This is a genomic window from Klenkia sp. AC732 (assembly GCF_979256525.1).
The window spans coordinates 41744-66361 of record NZ_CEEDOS010000005.1 but is presented as its reverse complement, the minus strand read 5'-3'; the positions used below and the strand labels follow the sequence as shown (position 1 = coordinate 66361).

At 72.7% G+C, this 24618-nt stretch carries 18 protein-coding genes; 14 read left to right on the top strand and 4 right to left on the bottom strand.

Translation table 11 applies throughout. The annotated features are described in order from the left end of the window. Positions 1-84 precede the first annotated feature (84 nt). Positions 85-2718, top strand: a complete 2634-nt coding sequence (locus AC0IVP_RS03620) for a zinc-dependent metalloprotease family protein (protein WP_471754641.1) — start codon at positions 85-87, stop codon at positions 2716-2718. 491 nt (positions 2719-3209) lie between these two features. Further along, positions 3210-5117, top strand: a complete 1908-nt coding sequence (locus tag AC0IVP_RS03615) for a hypothetical protein (RefSeq protein WP_471754639.1) — start codon at positions 3210-3212, stop codon at positions 5115-5117. A 351-nt stretch (positions 5118-5468) separates the two neighbouring features. On the opposite strand, the gene AC0IVP_RS03610 is transcribed toward AC0IVP_RS03615, so the two are convergent. Further along, entirely contained in the window at positions 5469-7226 is a 1758-nt protein-coding gene (locus AC0IVP_RS03610) for an acetyl/propionyl/methylcrotonyl-CoA carboxylase subunit alpha (RefSeq protein ID WP_471754637.1), read from the bottom strand. A gap of 92 nt (positions 7227-7318) precedes the next feature. On the opposite strand from AC0IVP_RS03610, the gene AC0IVP_RS03605 reads away from it, so the two are divergent. Genes AC0IVP_RS03605 through AC0IVP_RS03595 form a run of 3 tightly spaced genes read left to right on the top strand, consistent with a single transcriptional unit; the run spans position 7319 to position 10457 of the window. After that, the gene (locus AC0IVP_RS03605; RefSeq protein WP_471754635.1) at positions 7319-8647 is read left to right on the top strand and encodes an ABC transporter substrate-binding protein; all 1329 of its coding nucleotides are present in this window, start codon (positions 7319-7321) and stop codon (positions 8645-8647) included. Further along, positions 8644-9585, top strand: coding sequence for a carbohydrate ABC transporter permease (locus tag AC0IVP_RS03600; RefSeq protein WP_471754633.1), 942 nt, complete (start codon positions 8644-8646; stop codon positions 9583-9585). Before AC0IVP_RS03605 ends, AC0IVP_RS03600 begins: the two co-directional genes overlap by 4 nt. Next, complete coding sequence (locus AC0IVP_RS03595; RefSeq protein WP_056288897.1) at positions 9582-10457, top strand: carbohydrate ABC transporter permease; 876 nt, start codon at positions 9582-9584, stop codon at positions 10455-10457. The genes AC0IVP_RS03600 and AC0IVP_RS03595 overlap by 4 nt, the downstream gene beginning before the upstream one ends. Positions 10458-10474: 17 nt before the next feature. Here the strand turns inward: AC0IVP_RS03595 and AC0IVP_RS03590 are convergent, their stop codons facing one another. The 3 genes from AC0IVP_RS03590 to AC0IVP_RS03580 are packed head-to-tail and all read right to left on the bottom strand — an operon-like array spanning position 10475 to position 12914. Further along, positions 10475-11077 (bottom strand): Maf family protein, encoded by a 603-nt coding sequence (locus AC0IVP_RS03590; RefSeq protein WP_471754631.1) that lies wholly within the window; start codon positions 11075-11077, stop codon positions 10475-10477. Further along, positions 11074-11289 (bottom strand): acyl-CoA carboxylase subunit epsilon, encoded by a 216-nt coding sequence (locus AC0IVP_RS03585; RefSeq protein WP_471754629.1) that lies wholly within the window; start codon positions 11287-11289, stop codon positions 11074-11076. Before AC0IVP_RS03585 ends, AC0IVP_RS03590 begins: the two co-directional genes overlap by 4 nt. Then, the gene (locus AC0IVP_RS03580) at positions 11286-12914 is read right to left on the bottom strand and encodes an acyl-CoA carboxylase subunit beta (protein ID WP_235564361.1); all 1629 of its coding nucleotides are present in this window, start codon (positions 12912-12914) and stop codon (positions 11286-11288) included. Before AC0IVP_RS03580 ends, AC0IVP_RS03585 begins: the two co-directional genes overlap by 4 nt. Positions 12915-12934: 20 nt before the next feature. Between AC0IVP_RS03580 and AC0IVP_RS03575 the strand changes: the two genes are divergently transcribed. The 9 genes from AC0IVP_RS03575 to AC0IVP_RS03535 all read left to right on the top strand — a co-directional run bounded on the left by AC0IVP_RS03575 (position 12935) and on the right by AC0IVP_RS03535 (position 24482). Next, entirely contained in the window at positions 12935-13768 is an 834-nt protein-coding gene (locus AC0IVP_RS03575) for a biotin--[acetyl-CoA-carboxylase] ligase (protein WP_056288886.1), read from the top strand. Positions 13769-13799: 31 nt separating this feature from the next. Continuing rightward, entirely contained in the window at positions 13800-14366 is a 567-nt protein-coding gene (locus AC0IVP_RS03570; RefSeq protein ID WP_471754627.1) for a PH domain-containing protein, read from the top strand. A 66-nt stretch (positions 14367-14432) separates the two neighbouring features. After that, positions 14433-15581, top strand: a complete 1149-nt coding sequence (locus AC0IVP_RS03565; RefSeq protein ID WP_471754625.1) for an exonuclease SbcCD subunit D — start codon at positions 14433-14435, stop codon at positions 15579-15581. Then, entirely contained in the window at positions 15578-18535 is a 2958-nt protein-coding gene (locus AC0IVP_RS03560; protein ID WP_471754623.1) for an AAA family ATPase, read from the top strand. Before AC0IVP_RS03565 ends, AC0IVP_RS03560 begins: the two co-directional genes overlap by 4 nt. Positions 18536-18782: 247 nt before the next feature. Then, entirely contained in the window at positions 18783-20393 is a 1611-nt protein-coding gene (locus AC0IVP_RS03555) for a DUF2142 domain-containing protein (protein ID WP_471754621.1), read from the top strand. After that, on the top strand, positions 20317-21534 hold the full coding sequence (locus AC0IVP_RS03550; protein WP_471754619.1) for a glycosyltransferase family 2 protein: 1218 nt from the start codon (positions 20317-20319) through the stop codon (positions 21532-21534). The genes AC0IVP_RS03555 and AC0IVP_RS03550 overlap by 77 nt, the downstream gene beginning before the upstream one ends. Further along, positions 21527-22750 (top strand): 5-(carboxyamino)imidazole ribonucleotide synthase, encoded by a 1224-nt coding sequence (locus tag AC0IVP_RS03545; protein WP_471754617.1) that lies wholly within the window; start codon positions 21527-21529, stop codon positions 22748-22750. The genes AC0IVP_RS03550 and AC0IVP_RS03545 overlap by 8 nt, the downstream gene beginning before the upstream one ends. A 3-nt stretch (positions 22751-22753) precedes the next feature. Next, positions 22754-23299, top strand: a complete 546-nt coding sequence (purE, locus tag AC0IVP_RS03540; protein ID WP_471754615.1) for a 5-(carboxyamino)imidazole ribonucleotide mutase — start codon at positions 22754-22756, stop codon at positions 23297-23299. 25 nt (positions 23300-23324) lie between these two features. After that, on the top strand, positions 23325-24482 hold the full coding sequence (locus AC0IVP_RS03535) for an acyl-CoA dehydrogenase family protein (RefSeq protein ID WP_471754613.1): 1158 nt from the start codon (positions 23325-23327) through the stop codon (positions 24480-24482). The last annotated feature ends 136 nt before the right edge of the window (positions 24483-24618 follow it).

Below are 24618 nucleotides of genomic sequence, written 5' to 3'. Positions count from 1 at the left end.
GCGTCCGCCACTGAGGTCCCGGCACCCTCCGCGCCCCCCACGCCGACCGCATCGGCTCCCGCCTCCGAGGAGCCGGCGCCTCCCGTGACGCCCGCGGACCCCACCCCCGTGGACGCGGGGGACACCGTCGTCGGTGAACTGGTGCAGGCCTGGCCCGACCCGACTGCCGAGGAGGCCCAGGCCCACGACCACGAGCGCGCCGATGAGGGGGACGACCAGGGCGGGCACGCCGACCACGCGGACGAGGGCCCGCTGAGCTGGATCCAGCCCCGCGGCGGCGACGCCGTCCGGGTGCCCACCGAGGACCTGCCGGCCGCCACCGTCGGCTCGACAGTCGCGGTCACCGTCGGCGACGAACTCACCGACGAGGCCAGCTCGGAGCAGGGCCTCCAGGAGGCGCGCGAGGTGCTGGACGCCGCCGTGCTCCAGGCTGCTGCCCCGGACCCGACCGTCGCGGCCGCCGGCGCCGCGCCGACCCACACGGTCACCGTCGTGCTGGTGCGGCCCGCCGGCGGGGCCATCGACGGCACCACCACCGACTCCCTGCTCGCCCAGGTCGACGGACCCGTCGCGGACTTCTGGTCCTCGCAGAGCGCGGGCGCCATCCGGATCGACGCCGTTGCGCCGGTCACCGGCTGGGTCACGTCGTCCCGCACGTGCAGGGAACCCCATGCACTGTGGGGTGACGTCGCCAACCAGATCGGCTGGACGTGGCGCGGCGGACAGCACCTGATGCTCTACATCGCGCCCTCGCCGTCCAACCCGGGGTGCAGCTACGGCCTGGGCACCGTCGGCTCGTCCACCGGCAGTGGTGGGCAGACCTACGTCCAGGCGGTCGGGCTCTCGGTCATGGCCCACGAGCTGGGCCACAACTTCGGTCTCGGTCACTCCTCGGCCCACCAGTGCGACGGGGTGCTGGAGGGCGGCACCTGCCAGACGCGTTCCTACTACGACCTCTACGACGTCATGGGCATCTCGTGGGGCCAGGTCGGCTCGCTCAACGCCGTCCAGGCAGCGCGCCTCGGGCTGCTGCCGGCCGCACAGCGCGTCGCCTTCACCCCGTCCAGCCCGGCGACGACGGTGACGCTCGCGCCGGTCTCGGCGACGTCCGGCACCCGGGCCGTCCAGCTGACCGCCTCGAACGGGACCGTCTACTGGCTGGAGTACCGGCAGGCCAGCGGGCGGGACGCCTGGCTGGGGAACCGGGACAACCAGTACGGGCTCAACTCGGGTGTCGTGCTGCGCCGCGCCTCCGGCGGGTCGGACACCTCGCTGCTGCTGGACGGGACGCCGTCCCGGGCGAACGGGTGGGGCGGTGACCTGCAGACGGCGCTGCCGGTGGGAAGGGCGGTCCCCGTGGCCGGTGGCGACTTCTCCGTCGCGGTCACCTCGACGACCGGGTCGGCCGCCGTGGTGCGGTTGGCCGGCGGCGGTGTCACAGCAACCGTCGGGGTGCCGCCTGTCGGCTCCGTGGATGCCGTGTCCGTCTCAGGTCGCACGCTCACCGTGTCGGGTTGGGCTCTCGACCCCGACACGGCATCCCGCTCCATCCCGGTCCACGTCTACGTGGACGGCGCCGGGACCCCGGTGACCGCGGACCGTTCCCGGCCCGACGTGGGGGGCGCCTTCCCAGGAGCCGGACCCGCCCACGGCTACCGGTGGTCGACCAGCGTCACGACGGGGACCCACCAGGTCTGCGTCTACGCGATCGACAGTGACGGTGGGAACAACGCACGGCTCTCCTGTGCCACGGTGGTCGTCCAGGCGCACTGGCCCCTGGTCTCGATCGACGACCTGGCAGTCCGGCAGAGAGCCCTCGTGGTGTCCGGCTGGGCACTGGACCCGGATGCCCCGACGGCCTCTCTCCCGGTGCACGTCTACGTCGACGGGGTGGCGACGGTGGTCCGGGCGGACGGCCTGCGGGCGGACATCGCCGGCGCCTTCCCCGACGCGGGAGCTGCGCACGGGTGGTCGGCATCCGTCCCGGTGACAGCGGGGGCTCACGAGATCTGTGTCTATGCCATCGATGCTGTCGACGGCCCGGGCAACTCGTCGGCCGGGTGTCACACGGTCGTCCGACGAGTGGCCTGGCCGGTGGGGTCCCTGGACCGAGCAGACGCGGTCGGCGGCGCGTTGGAGCTGGCGGGCTGGGGCATCGACCCCGATGCACCCGCGGCCTCGATCCCGGTGCACGTGTACGTGGACGGCGCACCGACGGTCCTGACGGCGGACCGCACACGGGTCGACATCGCTGGTGCCTTCCCCGGCGCGGGCGCAGCGCACGGGTGGGCCGTCCGGGTCCCGGTGGGCCCGGGAACCCACCAGGTCTGCGTGTACGGCATCGACGTGGCCGACGGCCCTGGCAACTCCCTCTTCTCGTGCAGGACCCTGGTGCGGCCAGCGTCGTGGCCGGTGGGCTCGGTGGACGGGATCACGGGGCAGGACGGGGTCGTCCAGGTGTCTGGTTGGGCCCTCGATCCGGACGCGCTGTCGACCTCCATCCCCGTGCACGTGTACGTGGACGGGCGCCTCGTCACGACCACGGCGGACGCGCAGCGTCCAGACATCGCGACGGCCTTCCCAGGCGCTGGGCCCGCACACGGCTGGTCGGTCTCCGCGAGCGTGTCCCCCGGTGACCACACGGTGTGCGCCTACGGGTTGGACGTGGCCGATGGCCCCGGCAACTCGCTGCTGGGGTGCCGGACGTTCCGTACGTGAGTACCGCAGGCGCGCGTCAGATCGAGCCCTCCCGAGGCGTGTGCCGTGCGACGATCCACGCGCCCCGACCCGGGGAGGTGGACCGGAGGGCGGGACGAGCGGGCGTGGATCGCTTCATGTCGACGAGACGGTGGACGGGGGCGGCGCTGATCGGCGCCGTCTGGGCCGCGGGAGTGGGTCTGGGGATCGCACCCGCCGCGGCCGAGGTGTCCGAGACGCCGGTCGCCTCGGTGGAGGACGAGGTTCCGACGAGCGCGACGGACACGCCCGTCGGGTCCGATGCGGTGCCGTCGGAGCCCCCGTCGGTCGACGTCTCACCTGGTTCGCCCGTCTCCGGGACCGCCGCGGTCCAAGACCCGCCTGGCGGCACTGGAGGTGACCGGTCCGACGAGGCACTCCCCGCGGAAGGGGCCCCCACCGGATCGGCTCCGGGACCCGGCGAGGGGGCCACCGCAGATGGTGCTGACGGGTCGACCGTCAGCGGCGCTGTCGTGGCCCCGACCTCGTCGCCGCTGGGTGCCTGGGACGTCACGTCGGTGGACGGCCCGACCCTCACGGTCTCGGGATGGGCGGTCGACCCCGATCGGCCTACGGTCACGAGCGTCGTGCACGTGTACGTCGACGGGGTGGGGAGCAGTGCGCGCGCCGACCTCCCCCGCCCCGATGTCGCGCTCGCGGTCCCGGGCGCCGGCAGCGCCCACGGGTTCTCGTTCGCCGCCAGGGTGGCTCCCGGGGACCACCAGGTCTGTCTCTATGCGATCGACACCGACGGCGTCTCGCCGCACACCGTGCTGGGCTGCCGTCTCGTCCAGACGGAGGTGCGCGCGCCGACCGGCAACTGGGACGTGCTCACGGCCGGGCGGTCAGCACTGTCGTTGGCCGGATGGGGTCTGGATCCCGACGCGACGTCGACGCCGATCCAGGTGCACGCCTACGTCGACGGGGTCGGGCGGGTGCTCGTCGCCGACGCCCCGCGACCGGACGTGACGGCCGCCTACCCGGGCAGCGGCGGCCGGCACGGGTTCTCCACGACGTTCGCTGCGTCGGAAGGCTCCCACTCGGTCTGCCTCTACCTGATGGACGTCCAGGCCCGCGTCAACGCGTCACTGGGGTGCCGGACGGTCACCGTGTCGTCGGCTTCCCCACGTGGCGCCTGGGAACTCGCCTCCAGTGCGGGCGGCGCCGTCACGGTGGCTGGGTGGGCTCTGGACGACGCGGAGCGCTCGGCCTCGGTCCAGGTGCACGTGTACGTGGACGGGCGGGGCGCGCCGCTGTCGAGCGATCGCCCTCGTCCCGACATCGCAGTGGCCTTCCCGGGCGCCGGGGGAGCCCATGGCTTCGAGTACACCCTGGCCACCAGCCCAGGTGACCACGACGTCTGCGTCTACGTGATCGCTCTGAACGGTCGGTCGAGCGCCCTCCTGGGGTGCCGGCTCCTCCGGACGGGATCGACCTCGCCCGTCGGCAGCTTCGATGGGGGCTCTCGGGAGGGCTACCAGGTCCGGGTGGGTGGTTGGGCCCTCGACCCGGACCAGCCTTCCGCGTCCATCCAGGTGCACGTCTACGCGAACGGCCTAGGTCAACCGGTGCGAGCTGACCGAGACCGTCCGGACATCTCTGCTGCCTTCCCGGGAGCAGGGCCCGCCCACGGGTGGGAGGCGCTCGTGACCCTCAGCGCCGGTCGGTCGACGTCGGTGTGCGCCTACGCCATCGACAGCTCTGGCACGGCAGCGACCACGGCTCTGGGTTGTCGCGACTTCATCGGGGGGGCGACTCCTCCGATGGGCAGCTGGGACGGCGTCACCGTCGCCGGAGCGCGCATCCAGACGAGTGGCTGGGCTTTCGACCCCGATCAACCTCGTCGGACCAGTTCGATCGCCGTCACGGTGGACGGGGCTCCTCCCACGGGGGCTTTCGCTGAGATGGCGCGGCCCGATGTCGGTGCGGCATACCCCCACGCGGGTGCGTCTCACGGGTGGGCCACGGATGTCGTCGTGCAGGCAGGGACCCACCGGGTGTGTGTCGCTGCCGTCGACCTGGAGGTGCCGGGGACGGTGACGTCTCTCGGGTGCAGGGACGTCACCACGACGACCACCATCCCGCGGGGTGGCTTCGACGAGGCCGTCGCGAGCGGCGGGCAGCTGCGGGTGAGCGGGTGGGCCTTCGATCCCTCGCGTCCGACGGCGTCCTTCGGGGTCCAGGTGTCGGTCCGCGGTCAGACGACATGGGTGCCGACGATCGTCCCCCGTCCTGACGTGGCTCGGTCCTTCCCCGGCGTCAACGGCCACACCGGGTGGCAGGCCACATTGCCGGTCGGTCCTGGGGACCACTACGTCTGCGTGACCACGTCGTACGCCAACGAAGCGGTCTTCCTCGGCTGCCGCTACGTGACCGTGTGAGGTGACCGTGTGCGCCAACACCCCAGCGATCCCGTACTCCTGGGCTCCAGAGCTGGCTCACGGCGGTGGATGTCGAAGGCCGCAGGCGCCCTCGCGGTGATGCTGTCCCACGGTCGAGACCAGGCCGGGGCAGGGCGCCACGCGCCGGGCTCGTCCGCTCAGGTCTCCGCAAGGCCGCCCGGGCCGGGGGCCCCGCTTCGGGCGGAGTGGCGGTCGCACGTCGATCGACCGTGATGGCGGTCGGCGTGCACCACCGTCCCTCTGTGACGGGCACTCGACTTGCGACCCCGGTGGTCCCGGCGTCTGGCCGCCGGTTCTGGGTCCACTCCCAGCTGGAGTGGACCCTGTCCGTCAGGCCGTCGCCGCCTCCGCGATCGAGCACAGCACCGCACCACTGGTCACGGTCGCCCCGACCTCCGCGGACAGCCCGGTCACCGTGCCGGCCTTGTGCGCGGTGATCGGCTGCTCCATCTTCATCGCCTCCAGGACGACGACGAGGTCTCCGACGGCGACGGTGTCCCCGTCGGAGACGGCGACCTTCACGATGGTCCCCTGCATCGGGGAGGTGAGGGAGTCACCGGAGGCGCCGGCGCCACCGGCTCCGCCACCGCGCTTGCGGGGCTTGGCGGCAGCACCCGCCGGGGCACCGCCGGAGGCGAGGCCGGCCGGCAGGGAGACCTCGAGCCGGCGACCGCCGACCTCGACGACGACGGTCTGCCGCTCCTCGGGCTCGTCGGCGTCGGCCGCGGCACCGTGGGGCTGGACCTGGTTGTCCCACTCGGTCTCGATCCACCGGGTGTGCACGCTGAACGGCTCGGAGGTGAACGCCTCGTCGCGCACGACGGCGCGGTGGAACGGGATGACCGTGGCCATGCCGTCGACCTCGAGCTCGTCCAGGGCGCGGCGGGCCCGGTCCAGGGCCTCGGCGCGGGTGGCGCCGGTGACGATCAGCTTGGCCAGCATCGAGTCGAACGCACCGGCGACCTCGCCGCCGAGCACGACGCCGGAGTCCCAGCGCACGCCGGGGCCCTGCGGGACCGAGAGGCCGGTGACGGGGCCCGGGGCGGGCAGGAAGCCGCGGCCGGCGTCCTCGGCGTTGATCCGGAACTCGAAGCTGTGACCGCGCGGCTCGGGGTCCTCGGTGATCTCCAGGGGGAGACCGTCGGCGATGCGGAACTGCTGGCGGACCAGGTCGATCCCCGAGGTCTCCTCGCTGACCGGGTGCTCGACCTGCAGCCGGGTGTTGACCTCCAGGAAGGAGATGTCGCCGTCGACGCCGACCAGGTACTCGACGGTCCCGGCGCCCACGTAGTCCGCGGCCCGGACGATGTCCTTGGCGCTGGAGTGGATGCGGGCCCGCTGCTCGTCGGTGAGGAACGGCGCGGGGGCCTCCTCGACCAGCTTCTGGTTGCGGCGCTGCAGCGAGCAGTCCCGGGTGCCGACGACGACGACGTTGCCGTGCGTGTCGGCCAGCACCTGCGCCTCGACGTGCCGCGGGTGGTCCAGGAACTTCTCCACGAAGCACTCGCCGCGCCCGAAGGCGGACACCGCCTCGCGCACCGCGGAGTCGAAGAGCTCCGGGATCTCCTCCATGGTGCGGGCCACCTTCAGTCCACGGCCGCCGCCGCCGAACGCGGCCTTGATGGCCACCGGCAGCCCGTGCTCCTCGGCGAAGGCGACCACCTCGTCGCCCCCGGCGACCGGGTCCTTCGTCCCGGGCACCAGGGGTGCACCGACCTCGGTGGCGATGTGCCGGGCCTGCACCTTGTCGCCCAGCGCGATGATCGCTGCGGGGGAGGGGCCGATCCAGGTCAGCCCGGCGTCGAGCACGGCCTGGGCGAAGTCGGCGTTCTCGGAGAGGAAGCCGTAGCCGGGGTGCACCGCGTCCGCGCCGGACTGCCGGGCGGCGTCCAGGATCTTGTCGATGACCAGGTAGGACTCACCGGGCGTGGTCCCGCCGAGGGCGAAGGCCTCGTCGGCCACCCGCACGTGCAGGGCGTCCCGGTCGGTGTCGGCGTACACGGCGACGGAGGCGAGTCCGGCGTCCTTGCAGGCGCGGGCGACGCGGACGGCGATCTCGCCGCGGTTGGCGATCAGGACCTTCTGCACAGTGCACAGCCTCCTCGATGAGAACGGTCGGACTGTAGCCAGCACACCAAGATCGAGTCGCGGCAGGGCGTACCGGACCCCAGGGTCTCACTGTGCCGTTGCGACCTCGGAGCCCTCACGGGCCAGCGGAAGGACTGTCTCGCCGGGCCTTCCTGGCCGCGACCGGGGCGGGTGCCCTCGCCCTGTCCGGCTGCGGCACCGGCTTCGGGCTGCGCGGCAGTGACGGCTCGGCCAGCCGGGAGGGCCGGCTGAGCTTCACGCTCTGGGCCGGGGAGGCGGAACTGACCGCGTTCCAGACCATCGCCGAACAGTGGACGGCGACCAGCGGCGTCCCCGTGGTGTTCAACGTGGTGCCCTTCGGTGAGGCGCTGACCGGCATCGACGCCAACCTGGCCAGCGACCGCGCGCCGGACCTGTTCCGGGTGACCTACCAGGACATCGGCATCTACGCCGCCGGCGGCGCCCTGCTCGACCTCACCGACCGGTTGCCGGGCGGGTTCCTGGACGGGTTCGGTGAGGCGTTCGTGTCCGCCGTCCGGTCCGAGGGCCGCGTCTTCGGCGTGCCGCACCACACCGACACCTCCCTGGTCCTCTACGACACCCAGGCGCTGCAGGCCGCCGGGGCCCGCCTCCCGACCAGCCTGGACGACGCCTGGACGTGGGAGGAGTTCCGGTCGGTCGCGGCGTCCCTGCCGACCGGGGAGAGCCAGTACGCCTTCGGCGTCAACTGGCAGCTGGCCGGCGCCTACCGCTGGCTGAACTGGGTCGACCAGCGCGGCGGCCGGTTGCTCACCGACGACCTCACCGCACCGGCCATCGACAGCCGGGCCGCCCGGGACGCCCTCGCGCTCACCCAGTCCTTCTTCACCGAGGGCCTGGTGCCGCCCACGACGTCCACCAAGGGCTCCTACGTCGACGAGCTGTTCACCGCCGGCACCATCGGGATGGTCTTCGCCGGGGACTTCCTGCTCCCGACGATCGACCCGGAGTTCACCGGCTCGGGACGCTCCTACGGCGCGACGTTCCTGCCCCGGGACGAGACGGCGTCGGCGGACCTGGGGGGCAATGCCGTCGTCGCCACCTCCCAGTCGGTGAACGCCGAGGCGGCTGCTGACTTCCTGGCCTTCCTGTCCGGGGACGAGGCGCAGGCGCTGTTCTGCGAGCAGGCCGTCGTGCTGCCCACCCGGACGTCGCTGCTGGGCCAGACCCTGGACTACGCCGTCCGTCCCGACCTGATGGAGCTCTTCGTGGAGCAGGCCACCACGATCACCCCGGGGCTGTCCGCCCAGGTGACCGTGCCGCAGTTCAACGCCGTCAACGCCTCCCTGGTCGACCGCCTGGAACAGGCGTTCCTCGGCGGCGACGACCCGGCCCAGGTGCTCGAGGACCTGGCCGCCGACGTCGAGGGGCGGCTGTCGTGACGACCGCTGCGCCGGCCGCCGTCACCGCACCGGTGCCCGACCCGCCCCGGTCCCGGACGGGACGCAGCGGTGCCTGGCGGGAGTCGGCTGCTGCCTGGGGTCTGCTGTTGCCGAACCTGCTGGTCTTCGGCGTCTTCCTGCTGCTGCCGCTGATCGCGACCGTCTGGCTCTCCCTCTACAGCTCCTCCGGCTTCGGTCCCCGCGAGTTCGTCGGGGCCGACAACTACACCGAGCTCGCCGGGGACTCGACCTTCTGGCGCTCGGCGCTGAACACCGGGGTCTACGCCTTGCTCACGGTCCCGCTGTCGCTGGTCCTCGGGCTCGGGGTGGCGCTGGCGATCGACAAGCCGCTGCGCGGTCGTGGCTTCCTGCGGGCCGTCTACTACGTCCCCTACGTGATCAGCGGCGTCGTCATCGCCATCGCCGGGCGCTGGATCTTCAACGAGAACGTCGGCGTGGTGAACCGGCTGCTCCGCTCGGTCGGCATGGACGGCATCGCCTGGCAGTCCGACGGGACCGCGGCGATGGCCTCGCTGGTGCTGATCAGCGTGTGGACCAAGGTCGGGTTCTGCATGGTCGTCTACCTGGCCGGGCTGCAGTCCATCCCCGCCGAGTACCTGGAGGCGGCGCAGATGGACGGCGCCGGGCGGTGGTCGCGGCTCTGGTACGTCGTCGTCCCGTTGCTCAAGCCCACGACCGTCTTCCTGGTCGTGCTCGGCGTCATCGAGAGCTTCCAGGTCTTCGACATCGTCTACGTGCTCACCGGCGGCGGGCCGGGCAACTCCACGGAGATGCTGGTGACCTACGCCTACGCCGAGGGCTTCGACGCCCGGCGGCAGGGCTACGCCGCCACGATCGGGGTGGTCACCTACCTGGTGATCGCCGTCCTGACCGCGCTGTGGTGGCGTCGGCAGAAGGCGACGGAGGCCGAGCAGTGACCACCACCGAGGACCGCCCGGCCACCCGCCCGGCGCCTGCCCAACGGCGCCAGCGTGGGGGAGCGGGCTGGCTGTCCGGCCGGGCCGTCGCCCTCGTCCTGGGCGCGCTGGTGATGCTGTTCCCGCTGTACTGGATGCTGGTGACGGCGTTCTCCGGCGGGGGCGCACTCACCAGCGGACCCCTCCGGTTCTGGCCCGAGGAGCCCACCCTCGACGGGTTCCGGCGGGCGTTCGAGCTGCTCCCGTTCGGCACCTTCTACCTGAACTCGCTGGCCATCGCGGTCGTGGCGATGGCGCTGTCGGTGACGCTGAACCTGTTGGCCGGCTACGTCCTGGCCAAGTACCGGTTCCGCGGGCGGCAGGCGGTCTTCGTGGTCATCCTGTCGACCCTGATGATCCCGGTGCAGGTCGTGATGATCCCGCAGTTCCAGCTGGTGGCCGGGCTGGGCTGGGTCGACTCCTACTGGGCCGTCATCGTGCCGCGCGCCGCCGAGGCCTTCGGCATCTTCCTGTGCCGGCAGTTCATGCTCGGCATCCCCGACGAGGTGCTCGAGGCGGCCCGCCTGGACGGCGCCGGCCACCTGCGCGTCTTCTGGTCGGTGGTGCTGCCGATGAGCCGGCCGCTGATCGCGGTGCTGGTGATCCTGACGTTCATGTACCGCTGGAACGAGTTCGCCTGGCCGCTCATCGTGCTCAACGACCAGGCGTTGTTCACCGTCCCGATCGGGCTGGCGTTCCTGCAGGGGGAGTACGGCACCGACTACCCGGCGCTGATGGGGATGGCACTGCTGTCGACCCTGCCGATCCTGGCCGTGTTCGCGGTCTTCCAGCGGCAGTTCGTGGAGGGTGTGGCCCGCAGCGGCCTGCGCTGAGACCCGACGGTCGTCGTTCAGCGGTCCCAGAGGTCGACGACGGTCAGCCCGAGCTTGCCCAGCTGCTCGCGCAGCAGCGGCAGCGACAGCCCGACGACGGCCGAGGGGTCACCGTCGATCCGCCGGACGAACGGACCGCCCAGCCCGTCGAGGGTGAAGGCGCCGGCGACCTGGAGCGGCTCGCCGGTCCCGATGTAGGCCTCGATCTCCGCCTCCGACGGCGACGCGAAGTGCACCGTGGTGGAGGCGACGGCGACGTCGCGGCGGGACACCGACCCGGCCCGCACGTCCAGCAGCGCCTGGCCGGTGTGCAGCGTGCCGCTGCGACCGGCCATCCGGCGCCACCGCTGCCGGGCGTCGGCGGCGTCCGCGGGCTTGCCCATGGCCTCGCCACGGAACTCCAGCAGCGAGTCGCAGCCGATCACCAGGGCGTCGGTCTCCTGCCTGGCCACGGCCTGGGCCTTGGCTGCGGCCAGCAGGGCCACCAGCTCCCCGACCCGCGGGGAACGGATCGTCGACTCGTCCACGCCGGAGACGACCACCTCGGGGGAGAGACCGGCCTGGCGCAGCAGCTGCAGCCGGGCCGGGGACGCCGAGCCCAGGACCAGCCGGCGGCTCACGAGAGCCGTCCCGCGGCGCGCCAGCCGCCCGGACCGGCCTGCGCCGGCGTCCGGACGACGTCGCGGCGGGACGCCCAGGCGCCCACCGGCGCGGGGCGCCTGCGGGTGCGGCGCTGGGAGAGCGCCGCGACCACGACGGTGAGCGCGGCGAGCTCCTCGGCCGAGGGCTCACCCCGCACGACCCGCAGCAGGGGGCGGACCGGCTCGCTCACAGCGGGATGTTCCCGTGCTTCTTGGGCGGCAGCGTCTGGCGCTTGTTCGCCAGCAGGCGGAGCGCACGGGTGACGTGCACCCGGGTGTGCGAGGGCGGGATGACCGCGTCGATGAACCCGCGGTCGGCGGCGATGTAGGGGTTGGCGAGGGTGTCCTCGTACTCGGTGATGAGCTCGGCTCGGCGGGCGTCCGGGTCGTCGGAGGCAGCCAGCTCCTTGCGGTAGAGGATCCCGACCGCGCCCTGCGCCCCGACGACGGCGATCTGCGCGGTGGGCCAGGCCAGGTTGACGTCGGCGCCCAGGTGCTTGGAGCCCATGACGTCGTAGGCGCCGCCGTAGGCCTTGCGGGTGATGACGGTGACCAGCGGGACGGTGGCCTCGGCGTAGGCGTAGATCAGCTTGGCGCCGCGGCGGATGATGCCGTCCCACTCCTGGGAGGTGCCGGGCAGGAAGCCGGGCACGTCGACCAGGGTGAGCACCGGGATGTTGAAGGCGTCGCAGGTGCGGACGAACCGGGCGGCCTTCTCGCTGGCGTCGATGTCCAGCGTGCCGGCGAACTGGGTGGGCTGGTTGGCCACGACGCCGACCGGGCGGCCCTCGACCCGGCCGAAGCCGATGAGGATGTTGGGCGCGAAGAGCGGCTGCACCTCGAGGAACTCGCCGTCGTCGACGACGTGCTCGATGACGGTGTGCATGTCGTAGGGCGTGTTCGCCGAGTCCGGGACGAACGTGTCCAGCTCGGCGTCCAGGTCGCTGACCGCCTCGGGCAGTGCGACGTCGACCGGCGCGACCTCCAGGGTCGGCAGCGGGTCCAGGTTGTTGCTGGGGAGGTAGGACAGCAGCGCCTTGACGTAGTCCAGGGCGTCGGCCTCGTCGGAGGCCAGGTAGTGCGCGACGCCGGACTTCGTGTTGTGCGTGCGGGCGCCGCCCAGCTCCTCCAGCGTCACCTCCTCACCGGTCACGGTCTTCACGACGTCCGGGCCGGTGATGAACATCTGGCTGGTCTCGTCGACCATCACGATGAAGTCGGTCAGCGCGGGGGAGTAGACGTGCCCACCGGCCGCGGCGCCCATGACCAGCGAGATCTGCGGGATGACGCCCGAGGCGTGCACGTTGCGCCGGAAGATCTCGCCGTACAACCCGAGGGAGACGACACCCTCCTGGATGCGGGCGCCACCGCCCTCGTTGATGCCGATGATCGGGCAGCCGTTGCGCACCGCGAGGTCGAGGACCTTGACGATCTTCTCCCCGTACACCTCACCGAGGCTGCCGCCGAAGACGGTGACGTCCTGGGAGAAGACGCAGACCGGGCGGCCGTCGACGGTGCCGTAGCCGGTGACGACGCCGTCCCCGAACGGGCGCTTGGCGTCCATCCCGAAGTTCGTCGACCGGTGCCGGGCGAACTCGTCGAGCTCGGTGAACGAGCCCGGGTCCAGCAGCGCCTCGATCCGCTCGCGCGCCGTCATCTTCCCGGCGGCGTGCTGCTTCTCCACGGCCCGGTCGGAGCCCGCGTGCGCCGCCTCGTCCAGGCGGCGCTCGAAGTCGGCCAGCCGGCCGGCGGTCGTGTGCATGTCGATGTCCGCCGGGACGTCCTCGCCGGCATTGCCGAGTTCAGCCGTGGTCACAGCGCCGTAGCGTAGGTGACGTGTCCGACAACTCCACAGGTCGCTGGTCCGACCTGGACCGCCCCGCACTGGACGCCGCCGCACTCACCGCGGTGCTCCGGCGCGACGGGTCGATGTGGCGCACCGTGGAGGTGCTGCCCGCGGTCGGGTCCACCAACGCCGAGCTGGTCGCCCGGGCCGCCGCCGACGAGCCCGAGGGCCTGGTGCTGGTGGCCGAGGACCAGCAGGCCGGACGCGGTCGCCTGGACCGGGTCTGGACCTCCCCGCCGCGGGCCGGCATCCCGGTGTCGGTGCTGCTGCGCCCCGACGTCCCCGCGGCCCGGCGGGGTTGGCTGTCCCTGCTGGCGGGGGTGGCGCTGGCCGAGTCGCTGTCCGACGTCGTCCCGACCTCGCTGAAGTGGCCCAACGACCTGCTCGCCGCCGACGGCCGCAAGCTCGCCGGCATCCTGTCCGAGGCCAGCGGCCCGGCCGTCGTCGTCGGGGTGGGGGTCAACGTGTCCACCCGCGCCGACGAGCTCCCCGACACCGGGACGTCGCTGGCCCTGGCCACCGGTCGCGCGGTCGACCGGGGACCGGTCCTGCTGGCCTACCTGCGCGCGTTCGAGGCGCGCTACCGGACGTGGGTCGAGCACGCCGGGGACCCGGTGTCCTCCGGCCTGGCCCGGGACTACCTGGCCTGGTGCTCCACGGTCGGCCTCGAGGTCACCGTGACGATGCCCGACGGGCAGCTGCTGCAGGGTGTGGCCGAGGCCGTCGACTGGGACGGGCGGCTGGTCGTCGCGACCCCCGAGGGCCGGGTCGACCTGGCCGCCGGCGACGTGCGACACGTGCGGCCGCGCGCCGCCGGGTCGTGACGGCGGGGCGCGCGTCGGTCATCCTGTCGCCGTGGCGTACCCCGACAAGCTGCTGGCCGACGACGAAGAGGTCGTCCGGCACCTGCACCCGCACTGGCTGACCGTCTTCTGGCCCGTCGTGCTGTTCCTGGTCCTCGTGGGTCTGGGGTCCTTCGGCGCGGCGATGATCCCGGCGGGGTCGAACCAGGGCGTGTACCGGTTGGTGGTCGTGGTGGCCGCCGTGGTGCTCGGGGTCGCGTTCGTCGTCGTCCCGCTGCTGAAGTGGCGGACGACCCACTACGTGATCACCACGCACCGGCTGCTCTACCGCGTCGGCATCCTGTCCCGCACCGGTCGCGACCTCGGCCTGTCCCGGATCACCGACGTCTCCTACAGCCAGACGCTGTGGGACCGGATCATCAACTCCGGCACGTTGACCATCGAGACCGCCGGCGAGGGCGGCTCCACCGTGTTCTCCGCCATCCCGGACTCCGAGGGCGTGCAGCAGCTGCTCAACCACATGGTCGAGGAGGACGCCGACCGTCGGGCGCAGGAGAGCGCCGGGTACATCGGGCAGTACTACCGCGGCGAGACCGGGTCGGTCCCACCGCAGCGCTGACCCCACCGGCCCCACGAGTCCGGCCCCGGTCGAGGAATGTCGGAGGGTCCGCCTAGCGTCGGGGCCATGCGGTTGCTGCACACCTCGGACTGGCACGTGGGGCGGTCCCTGCACGGGACCGACCTGCTCGCCGAGCAGGAGGCCGTGCTCTCCGGGCTCGCCGACGTCGTGCGCGCCGAGCGGGTGGACGTCGTCCTGGTCGCCGGTGACGTGTACGACCGCGCCGTGCCCTCCGCCGACGCGACCGGGGTGCTGGACCGGGTGCTCTCGCGGCTGCGCGCCGCGGGCGCGACGGTCGTCCTGACCCCGGGCAACCACGACTCCGCCCGGCGGCTGGGCTTCGCCTCCGGGTTGCTGGCCGTCTCCGGCGTCCACGTCCGCGCCTCGACGCCGGCCCTGGACGAGCCCGTGCTCCTGGTCGACGAGCACGGCGAGGTCGCCGTCTACGGGCTGCCCTTCCTGGAGCCCGAGGTCGCCCGGCACCAGCTGGGCGTGGACGTCGGGCGTTCGCACCAGGCCGTGCTGTCCGCGGCCATGGAGCGGGTGCGGTCGGACCTCTACTTCCGGCCCGGTGCGCGGTCGGTGGTCCTGGCGCACGCCTTCGTCGGTGGGGGCGAGCCCAGCGACTCCGAGCGGGACATCGCCGTGGGCGGGGTCGACCTGGTCGGCCCGTCGGTGTTCGACGGCGTGGACTACGTGGCGCTGGGCCACCTGCACCGCCCCCAGACGCTCACCCCCCGGCTCCGGTACAGCGGTTCACCGATGGCCTACTCCTTCGGGGAGGCGGGCCAGCAGAAGTCCGTGTGGCTGGTCGACCTGGACGCCGGCGGCCTGGCCGACGTCCGGGCGGTGGGGCTGCCGGTCCCCCGCGAGCTGTCCGTGCTCACCGGGGAGCTGGGCGAGCTGCTCGCGGACCCGTCGTACACCGCGGCCGAGGACCACTTCGTCTCTGCCCGGCTCACCGACGGCGTCCGCCCGGCCGACCCGATGCGCCGGCTGCAGGCCCGCTTCCCGCACTGCGTGCACCTGGAGTGGGCGGGCACGGGGTCGGTGGCCGACGGGCTCAGCTACACCGACCGGATGCGCGGGCGGTCGGACCTCGAGGTGGCCGGCGAGTTCGTGCGACACGTCCGCGGCGTGGGCGCCTTGCCCTCCGAGCAAGAGCTGCTGGGACGGGCGCTGACCGTGCTGGACCGGGACGAGGCAGCCCGATGAGGGTGCACTCGCTGTCGGTGAGCGCCTTCGGCCCCTTCGCCGACACGGTCACCGTCGACCTGGACGACGTCGGCCGGGACGGCCTGTTCCTGCTGTGGGGCCCGACCGGTGCAGGCAAGACCACGCTGCTCGACGCGGTCGTCTTCGCGCTGTACGGCACCGTCCCCGGGGCGCGCGGGGAGGAGAAGCGCCTGCGCAGCGACCACGCCGGTGCCGGCACCCGCACCGAGGTCCGGTGCGAGCTGACGCTGGGGGAGGAGCGGCTGCTGGTCACCCGCAGCCCCGAGCAGCAGCGCCCCAAGAAGCGGGGCGCCGGCGTCACCACCGAGCAGGCCAAGCTGCTCGTCCAGCGCCTCACCCCGGGCGGGTGGGAGCCGGTCAGCACCCGCATCGACGAGGGGTCCAAGCACCTGCGCACCCGGCTCGGGTTGTCCGCCGAGCAGTTCTGCCAGGTCGTGCTGCTGCCGCAGGGAGACTTCGCGCGGTTCCTGCGGGCCGAACCCGAGGACCGCAGCAGGCTGCTGCGGACCCTCTTCGACGTCGACCGGTTCGCCCGCGCCGAGGACTGGCTGGCCGAGGAGCGCCGACTGGCCCAGCAGCACGTCGACGTGGCCCGGGCGCAGCTGTCCACCCTGCTGGCCCGCGTCGCGCAGACCGCGGACGTCGACGTGCCCGAGGAGCTGGCCCCCGACCTGCTCGGTGCCGCCGGGGTCCGGGCCGACCGGTGGGTCGGCCAGGTCCGCGGGTCTGCCCGGGCCCGGGACGTCGCAGCGGCGGAGCGGGCAGGACGGGCGGCGGCAGGCGTGACGGCCACGGACGGGGAGCTGGCCGCGGCCCGTGCGGCAGCCGACCGGCACGACCGCCGCGACCGGGCCCGGGCCGACCTGGGCCGGGCGACCGCCGAGGAGGGGGCGCTCGCGCCGCTGCGCCTGCGCTGGGAGGCGGGCCAGCGGGCCGAGCCCCTGCGCGATGCCCTGGAGGCGGCCGGGCGGGCGGCCCTGGCCCACCAGCAGGCCGAGGACCGGTCCACCCGGGCCACCCGGGCCTGGTCGCGCGTCTCCGACGGGCGCCCCGCCGACACCCTCACCGTGCGGGCGCTGCGGGACCAGGCCGCGGTGCTGCGCGGCCTGCTGCCCGACGTCGACCGCTGTGACCGGCTGGGCCGGGAGGTACCGCGGCTGGCCCGTGCGGTGACCGAGCTCGAGGAGCGCATCGCGAGGTCCGAGGCGGCCGCCCGGGACCTGCCCGACCGTCGCGCCGCGGCCCAGGCGGCGGTGACCGCTGCGGAGCGGGGGCAGGCCGAGCTCCCGGGCCGGGAGGTCGAGGTGGCCCGGTGGACGACGTCCCTGCGGGCCGCCCGCGACGTCGACGCCACCGCCCCCCGTGTGCGGTCGGCCGAGGAGCGGCTCGCCGCGGCGCGCTCGGCCTGGCTGGATGCCCGGGAGCGCGCCGCGGACCTGCGGACCGCCCGGCTGGACGGGATGGCCGCCGAACTCGCCGCCGACCTGGTCGACGGTCAGGACTGCCCGGTGTGCGGCTCGGTCGAGCACCCGGCGCCGGCCCGCGGCACGGCGGGCTCGGTGACCGCGGAGGCGGAGGAGCAGGCCGGCCGGGCCGTGGCCGCGGCCGACACCGTGCAGCAGACCGCCCGGGCGGAGCTGCAGCGTCTGGAGACCACCCGTGCCGCCGCTGCCGCACTGGCCGGGGACGTCCCGGCGGCGGCCCAGGCGGCTCAGCTGGCGGTCGCCGAGGAGGCACTCGCCGTCGCCCGTGGACTCGCGTCGTCCCTGGGGCGGGCCCGGCAGCTGCTGGCCGACGTGGTCGCAGAGGCTGAGGTCGCCGCCGACCAGGTCATGGCCGACCGTGCCGGGCTGGAGCGGCAGCGTGCGGTCCTGGCCACCGCGGCCGACGCGCTCACCGACCTCCGCACCCAGCTCGATGCGGCCGCCGACGGGCACCCGGACCTGGCGACGGCCCTCCGGCACCACACCCGCGCAGCCGAGCTGTGCGAGGCAGCCGTCGACGCCCAGACCGCCGAGGTCACGGCGCGGGCCGCCCTGCTGGAGGCGACCGCCCGCCTGGACGAGCGGGCCGGGGAGCAGGGCTTCGCCGACGTCGCCGAGGCCGCGGGTGGCCTCCTGGACCGCGGGGAGTCCGCCCGTGCGGCCACCACGCTGCGGACCCACGACCAGGCGCTGGCCCTGGCCACGGCCGTGCTGGCCGAGCCCGAGCTGGCCGACCTCGGTCCCCGCCCCGACGTGCCGGCCCGCGAGGAGGCCTGCCGGGCCGCGACCGCCGAACGGGAGGCCGCCGTGGCCGAGGCCCGGGACGCCCACCGTCGGGTCACCGAGCTGGAGGCGCTGGCCGGTGAGCTGACGGCGGCCCGGGTGGACCTGGATGAACGCCGCAGCTGGGTGGAGCGGGTCGGGACGCTGGCCGACCTGGTCAACGGCCGGGGCTCGAACACGCTGCGGATGCGTCTGCAGTCCTTCGTGCTGGCCGCCCGCCTGGAGCAGGTCGCCGAGGTCGCGAGCCGCCGGCTGCAGGACATGTCCGGCGGCCGCTACACCTTCCTGCACAGCGACGTGGCCGGCCGCAACGGCGCCCGCGGCGGACTGGGTCTCGACGTCCTGGACGAGTACACCGGCGTCCGTCGGCCCACCAAGACGCTGTCCGGCGGGGAGAGCTTCATGGCCTCACTGGCCCTCGCCCTGGGCCTGGCCGACGTGGTCACCGCCGAGAGCGGCGGCGTCCGCATCGACACCCTCTTCGTCGACGAGGGCTTCGGCACCCTCGACCCGCTCGCCCTGGACGCGGTGATGGGTGTACTGGACGAGCTGCGCCGTGGCGGCCGCACCGTGGGGGTCATCAGCCACGTGGAGGAGCTCCGGGCGCGGATCCCCAGCCGGGTCGAGGTGGTGGCGGGCCGGGACGGGTCGTCGCTGGCGGCCTGACGGCGCCTGGAGCCACCTCGTCCGTGTCCATGCCCCTGATCCGTGGGGAGGGGCCGGGCCGTCGAGAGGGGACCCGGTCCACCTGAGCGGGCGTCTGCCGTCCACCGACGTGAGCGGGGCGGTCCGGGCCGTCGGCGCAACCGGTAGCCTCTCTCGCTGTGTCCCGGCCGCCTCAGCAGAAAGTCACACTCATGGTGGCAGCCGGATCCCACAGCACCGGACCCTGGCGCGCGAGCGGTGCAGTCGTATGCGCGCGGCGGTCGCCTGCCGGATCGCGGCCGTGACAGCATTCGCGAGGACGGGGCTCCGCCTCCGGTCCGCCCGGGGGGCGAGGCAACTCCTGCGTCGGCCGTTCCTCGCGTTCTTCATCCTGTACTGGGCGGTGTCTGCGGCCTGGGCCATCGGAACGCCCCTCTTCGGCTCGCCCGATGAGACGGGTCACGTCTTCCGGGCCGCGTCCGTGGCGCACGGGTACGCCGGTCCGGCCGATGGGACGGATCTCGCGTTGGGACTCATCCCGGTGCCTGCCAGTCTCGCTGCTGCGGCAGAGCAGGTGGGGTGCTTCGCCTTCCAGCCGGCGGTGACGGCTGCGTGTGCCGTCGAGCCGACGGAGGACCCACGCCTGGAGCCGGCTGTCGCTCAGAGCATGGCCAGGTACAACCCCGTCTACTACTTCCTCGTGGGTTGGCCCACGCTCTTCTCCGCCGACTGGTCGGTGGTGTACGCGATGCGGCTGCTCAGTGCTGCGATGTGCGCGGCTCTGCTGGCGCTGGGGAGCGTCTACCTCACCCGACTGGTGCGGCCCGAGATCGCCGGCCTCGGGATCATCACCGCACTGACGCCGATGGTCTTCTTCCTGTGCGGGACCGTGAACGTGAACTCGGTGGAGATCGCCAGCGCCTTCGCGGTGTGGATCCTCGCCCTCTACACCTTGCGCTGTTCGGCGACCTTGCGGAATCGGGACCTCGTGGCTCTCGGGGTGGCCGCCGGGGCCCTGGTGACGACCCGCTCCCTGTCGCCGTTGTGGCTCCTGCTGATCGTGGCCATCGCGCTCGTCTCGACCCAGCGGCCACAGTGGCGTCCGCTTTTTGCGCGCAAGACCTTCTGGGTGGCGGTCGTGTCCACCACTGCCTTGAGCGGGGCCTCGGCGTCGTGGACCGTCCTCTCGCGATCCCTGGAGCTGTACGGAACGGGAGTCCCGGGGACCAGCTTCGAGCAGGGGCTCAAGTACGCCTTCTTCTCCACGCCGTACTGGCTGCACCAGCTGATAGGCGACTTCGGGTGGCTCGACACGCCCGCCCCCCTGGTGACCCTCGTGGCCTGGACCCTGCTGGGGGGGAGTGTCCTGGCAGTCGTGGTCGTGCTGGCCACTCCACGTCTGGTCATCGCCCTCGTGCTGCTCGTGGCCCTGGTCCTGGCTGTGCCCGCAGTCCTCGAGGCCAGGGGTTACTCCGACGTCGGCCCGGTCTGGCAGGGGCGTTACATCCTGCCGCTGGTGGTCGGCATCCCTGTCCTTGCCGTCCTGGCCTGTGGCGACATCGGTCTTCCGCCCGCGTGGCGACTGCGAGTTCGACGGTCTGTCAGCGCGCTGGCGACCCTGGGACACGGTGCGTCGTTCTACTGGGCGTTGCGGCGCAACGCAGTGGGGGGTGACCCGACTTCGTCGCTCGACGTCTTCGGCGGCCCCTGGCAACCGCCGGTACCGGTCTTCCTGCTGCTCCTGTTCTTCTTCAGCGCAACCATCCTCCTCACCCTCAGTCTCATGTCCTCAGAGGAGTCACGTGTCTTCGATCGACGACTTGCCCACGACGAGCGGCCAGACGGTGGAACTGTCCATCGTGATGCCGTGTCTCAATGAGGCTGAGACGCTGGCCACGTGCATCAGGAAGGCGCGTGGTTTTCTCCGGGAGTCCGGGGTGGTCGGTGAGGTCGTCATCGCGGACAACGGCAGCAACGACGGCTCGCAGGCGATAGCGGTGGCCGAGGGCGCCCGAGTCGTGGACATCCCGGAGAAGGGTTACGGGCGAGCTCTCCTGGGAGGCGTGCGAGCGTCGCGCGGCACCTACGTGATCATGGGAGATGCCGACGACAGCTACGACTTCACCGCCCTGCAGCCCTTCCTGGACGAGTTGCGTGCCGGCAGTGACGTGGTCATGGGCAACCGCTTCGCCGGCGGGATCGAAGACGGGGCGATGCCGGCGCTGCACAAGTACATCGGCAATCCCGTGTTGTCCTACGTCGGTCGCCTGTTCTTCAAGACCGACATCCGTGACTTCCACTGCGGGCTCCGAGGGTTCCGACGGCAATCGCTGCTCGAACTCAACCTGCACACGACGGGCATGGAGTTCGCCAGTGAGATCGTCGTGCGGTCCACGCTGGCGGGGCGCACGATCTCCGAGGTCCCCACGACGCTCTCGCGCGATGGCCGCAGCAGGCCCCCGCACCTGCGCAGCTTCCGCGACGGGTGGCGTCATCTCCGCTTTCTCATGATGTTCGCCCCGAGATGGGTGTTCCTCTACCCGGGCTTCGTGGCGGCCCTCGTGGGTCTCATCGGCGTCGTGGGACTGCTCGGCGGCCCGGTGCGACTCGGGGACGTGGTGTTGGACCTCGGTGCACTCGGTCTGAGCACGGCTGCTCTCTTGATCGGCTCCCAAGCCGTGGTGTTCTGGTTGCTCTTCAAGGTGTATGCCATGGGTGAGGGTTTCCTGCCCAAGGACGAACGGGTCTTCCGATTCGTCCGATGGGCCTCCCTGGAGCGATCGCTGCTGCTGGGCCTCCTGCTGGTCGTGATCGGGCTGGTCTGTGTCGTCGTGAGCTTCGCCAACTGGGGCCAGGCCGGCCTGGGGCAACTCGAGGTCGATCACCAGGTCCGGCTCGTCCTCGCAGCACTGATCGGTCTCGTGCTGGGGTTCCAGGTCGTCTTCAACTCGGTGTTCCTGTCGCTCCTGACCATGGGCCGCTCACGCATGCCGGAAATCAGTGCCACCGCCGATGCCTGAACAGCGGACCCCGACACGGCCGGGTGGACGTGAGCTCGGTCTGCCCGTCGTGGCGATGGTCGGGGGCGGCCAGCTGTCCCGGATGACCCACCAGGCGGCCATCGCCCTCGGACAGTCCCTGCGGGTGCTCGCCACAGACCCGGCGGAGTCCGCAGCCCTCGTCGCCGGTGACGTCCGGCTGGGTGACCACCGCAGCCTCGACGACCTCCTGGCCCTCGCCGACGGGGCCACCGTCGTCACGTTCGACCACGAGCACGTGCCCACCGACCTGTTGCACGCACTCCAGGAGGCCGGGCACCGGGTCGCCCCCGGCCCCGACGCCCTGGTGCACGCCCAGGACAAGCTGGTGCTCCGGCGCGCACTGGCCGCGGCGGGGGAGCCGCAACCCGCCTGGGGCGAGGTGCGCACCCCGGCGGAGGTGTCGGCCTTCGCCGAGGCGAACGCCTGGCCGGTCGTGCTCAAGACCCCGCGCGGCGGCTACGACGGTCGCGGCGTCTTCGTCGTGGACGGGGTGGACGAGGCGGCGGCGCTGCTCACGGAGCACGGACCGCTGCTCGCCGAGGAGCGCGTGGAGATGGTCCGCGAGCTCGCCGCCCAGGTGGCGCGCTCGCCCTTCGGACAGGTCGCGGTCTACCCCGTCGTCGAGACCGTCCAGCGGGACGGCGTCTGCAACGAGGCCATCGCCCCCGCCCCCGGTCTGGACGACGAACTGGCCACCGCCGCGCAGGAGATGGCCGTCCGGATCGCCGACCGCCTCGGCGTCGTCGGGATGCTGGCCGTCGAGCTCTTCCAGACCCCGGACGGCGTGCTGGTCAACGAGCTGGCCATGCGGCCGCACAACTCCGGGCACTGGACCATCGAGGGCGCGCGGACCAGCCAGTTCGAGCAGCACCTGCGCGCCGTCTTGGACTACCCGCTGGGATCGACGGCGATGACCGCACCCGTCGTCGTCATGGCCAACGTCCTGGGTGGGGACGCCGCCGACGAGGACTGGGCGGGGCCGGGCCTGGACGAGCGCATCCACCACTTCATGGCGCACTGGCCCGACGTGAAGCTGCACTGGTACGGCAAGGGCCAGCGCCGCGGCCGCAAGCTGGGTCACGTGACGGCGCTCGGTGCCGAGCTGGAGGAGGTCCGCGCCCGTGCGGTGGCCGCCGCCCGCTACCTGGCCGACGGGGTCGTCGACCCGGCGTTCGCCTTCCCCGAGCACGACTGACCCGTGACCGGCACCCCGCACGCGAGCACCGAGGAGCAGCACCGGATGAGCGACCCGATCGTCGGCATCGTGATGGGCAGTGACTCCGACTGGCCCACGATGGAGCCCGCCGCGCGTGCGCTGGAGGAGTTCGGCGTCCCGTGGGAGGCGCACGTCCTCTCCGCGCACCGCACGCCCCGCCGGATGCTCGACTGGGCCGAGGCCGCTGCGGGCCGGGGCCTGCGGGTGGTCGTCGCGGGCGCGGGGGGAGCGGCGCACCTGCCCGGGATGATCGCCGCGGCGACCCCGCTGCCGGTGATCGGCGTCCCGAGGGCACTGGGCCGGCTGGACGGCGTGGACAGCCTGCTGTCCATCGTGCAGATGCCGGCCGGGGTGCCGGTGGCGACGGTCAGCATCGACGGCGGGCGGAACGCCGGTCTGCTCGCCGTCCGCATCTTGGCGGCCTCCGACGCTGCTCTCCGCGACCGGGTCGAGCGGTTCCAGGCCGACCTCGCGGCATCCGTCGAGGCCCGCGACGCGCAGCTGCAGGACCGGCTCTCTTCTCCGTGAGGTGAACGGCACCTAACCTGTACCCGTGGGTAACAACGCCGGCGGGCTGTACGCACTGACCGAAGAGCACGTCGCGATCCGTGAGGCGGTCCGCGAGATCGCCGAGCGGGAGATCGCCCCGTGGGCTGCCGAGTGCGACGCCGAGTCGCGCTACCCGATCGAGGCCCAGAAGGCGCTGACGGCGGCGGGCTTCCACGCCACCCACATCGAGGAGCAGTACGGCGGCGAGGGTGCGGACGCCATCGCGACCTGCATCGTCATCGAGGAGGTCGCCCGGGTCGACGTCAGCGCCTCGTTGATCCCCGCGGTGAACAAGCTCGGGTCGGTGCCGGTGATCCTGTCGGCGTCGGAGGAGCTCAAGCAGAAGGTGCTGCCCTCGATCGCCGCCGGCGACGCGATGATCAGCTACGGGCTCTCCGAGCGGGAGGCCGGCTCGGACGCTGCCGCGATGAAGACCCGGGCCCGCCTGGACGGCGGTTCCTGGGTGCTCAACGGGGCGAAGGCCTGGATCACCAACGCCGGCATCAGCGAGTGGTACACGGTCATGGCCGTCACCGACCCGGAGAAGGGTGCCAACGGCATCTCCGCCTTCGTCGTCCACCGCGACGACCCGGGCTTCGAGGTGGGCGCCAAGGAGCGCAAGATGGGCATCAAGGGCTCGCCCACCTGCGAGCTGCACTTCACCGACTGCACCATCCCGGCCGACCGCATCATCGGCGAGCCCGGCACGGGCTTCAAGACCGCCCTCAAGACGCTGGACTTCACCCGGCCCACGATCGGTGCGCAGGCCGTCGGTGTCGCCCAGGGTGCGCTGGACGCGGCGATCGGCTACACCAAGGAGCGCAAGCAGTTCGGGAAGAGCACCTCGGACTTCCAGGGCGTGCAGTTCATGCTCGCCGACATGGCGATGAAGATCGAGGCGGCCCGCCACCTGGTCTACGTCGCAGCCGCCCGCGGGGAGACCGGCGGACCTGACCTGACCATGGTGTCCGCGTCCTCCAAGGCGTTCGCCTCCGACGTGGCCATGCAGGTCACCACGGATGCCGTCCAGCTCTTCGGTGGCGCCGGCTACACCCAGGACTTCCCGGTCGAGCGCATGATGCGCGACGCCAAGATCACGCAGATCTACGAGGGCACCAACCAGATCCAGCGGATGGTCATCGCGCGGAACCTCCTGCGTTGATCGCACGAGGGGCGCCCGGAGGTGAAGAATGACTCCTCGGCGTGCTCGTGGTGAGCGTGGGACGGAACAGTCCACAGCGTCCCACCGAGGCGCCGGGCTCGTGTCTAAGGTCTGCGTAGACCGTGCACCTGACCGC

Bases quoted from the DNA above. Each gene is read 5' to 3' on its own strand.
- AC0IVP_RS03565 (WP_471754625.1), top strand. From the start codon at position 14,433: ATGCGGTTGCTGCACACCTCGGACTGGCACGTGGGGCGGTCCCTGCAC.
- AC0IVP_RS03560 (WP_471754623.1), top strand. From the start codon at position 15,578: ATGAGGGTGCACTCGCTGTCGGTGAGCGCCTTCGGCCCCTTCGCCGAC.
- AC0IVP_RS03555 (WP_471754621.1), top strand. From the start codon at position 18,783: ATGCGCGCGGCGGTCGCCTGCCGGATCGCGGCCGTGACAGCATTCGCG.
- AC0IVP_RS03545 (WP_471754617.1), top strand. From the start codon at position 21,527: ATGCCTGAACAGCGGACCCCGACACGGCCGGGTGGACGTGAGCTCGGT.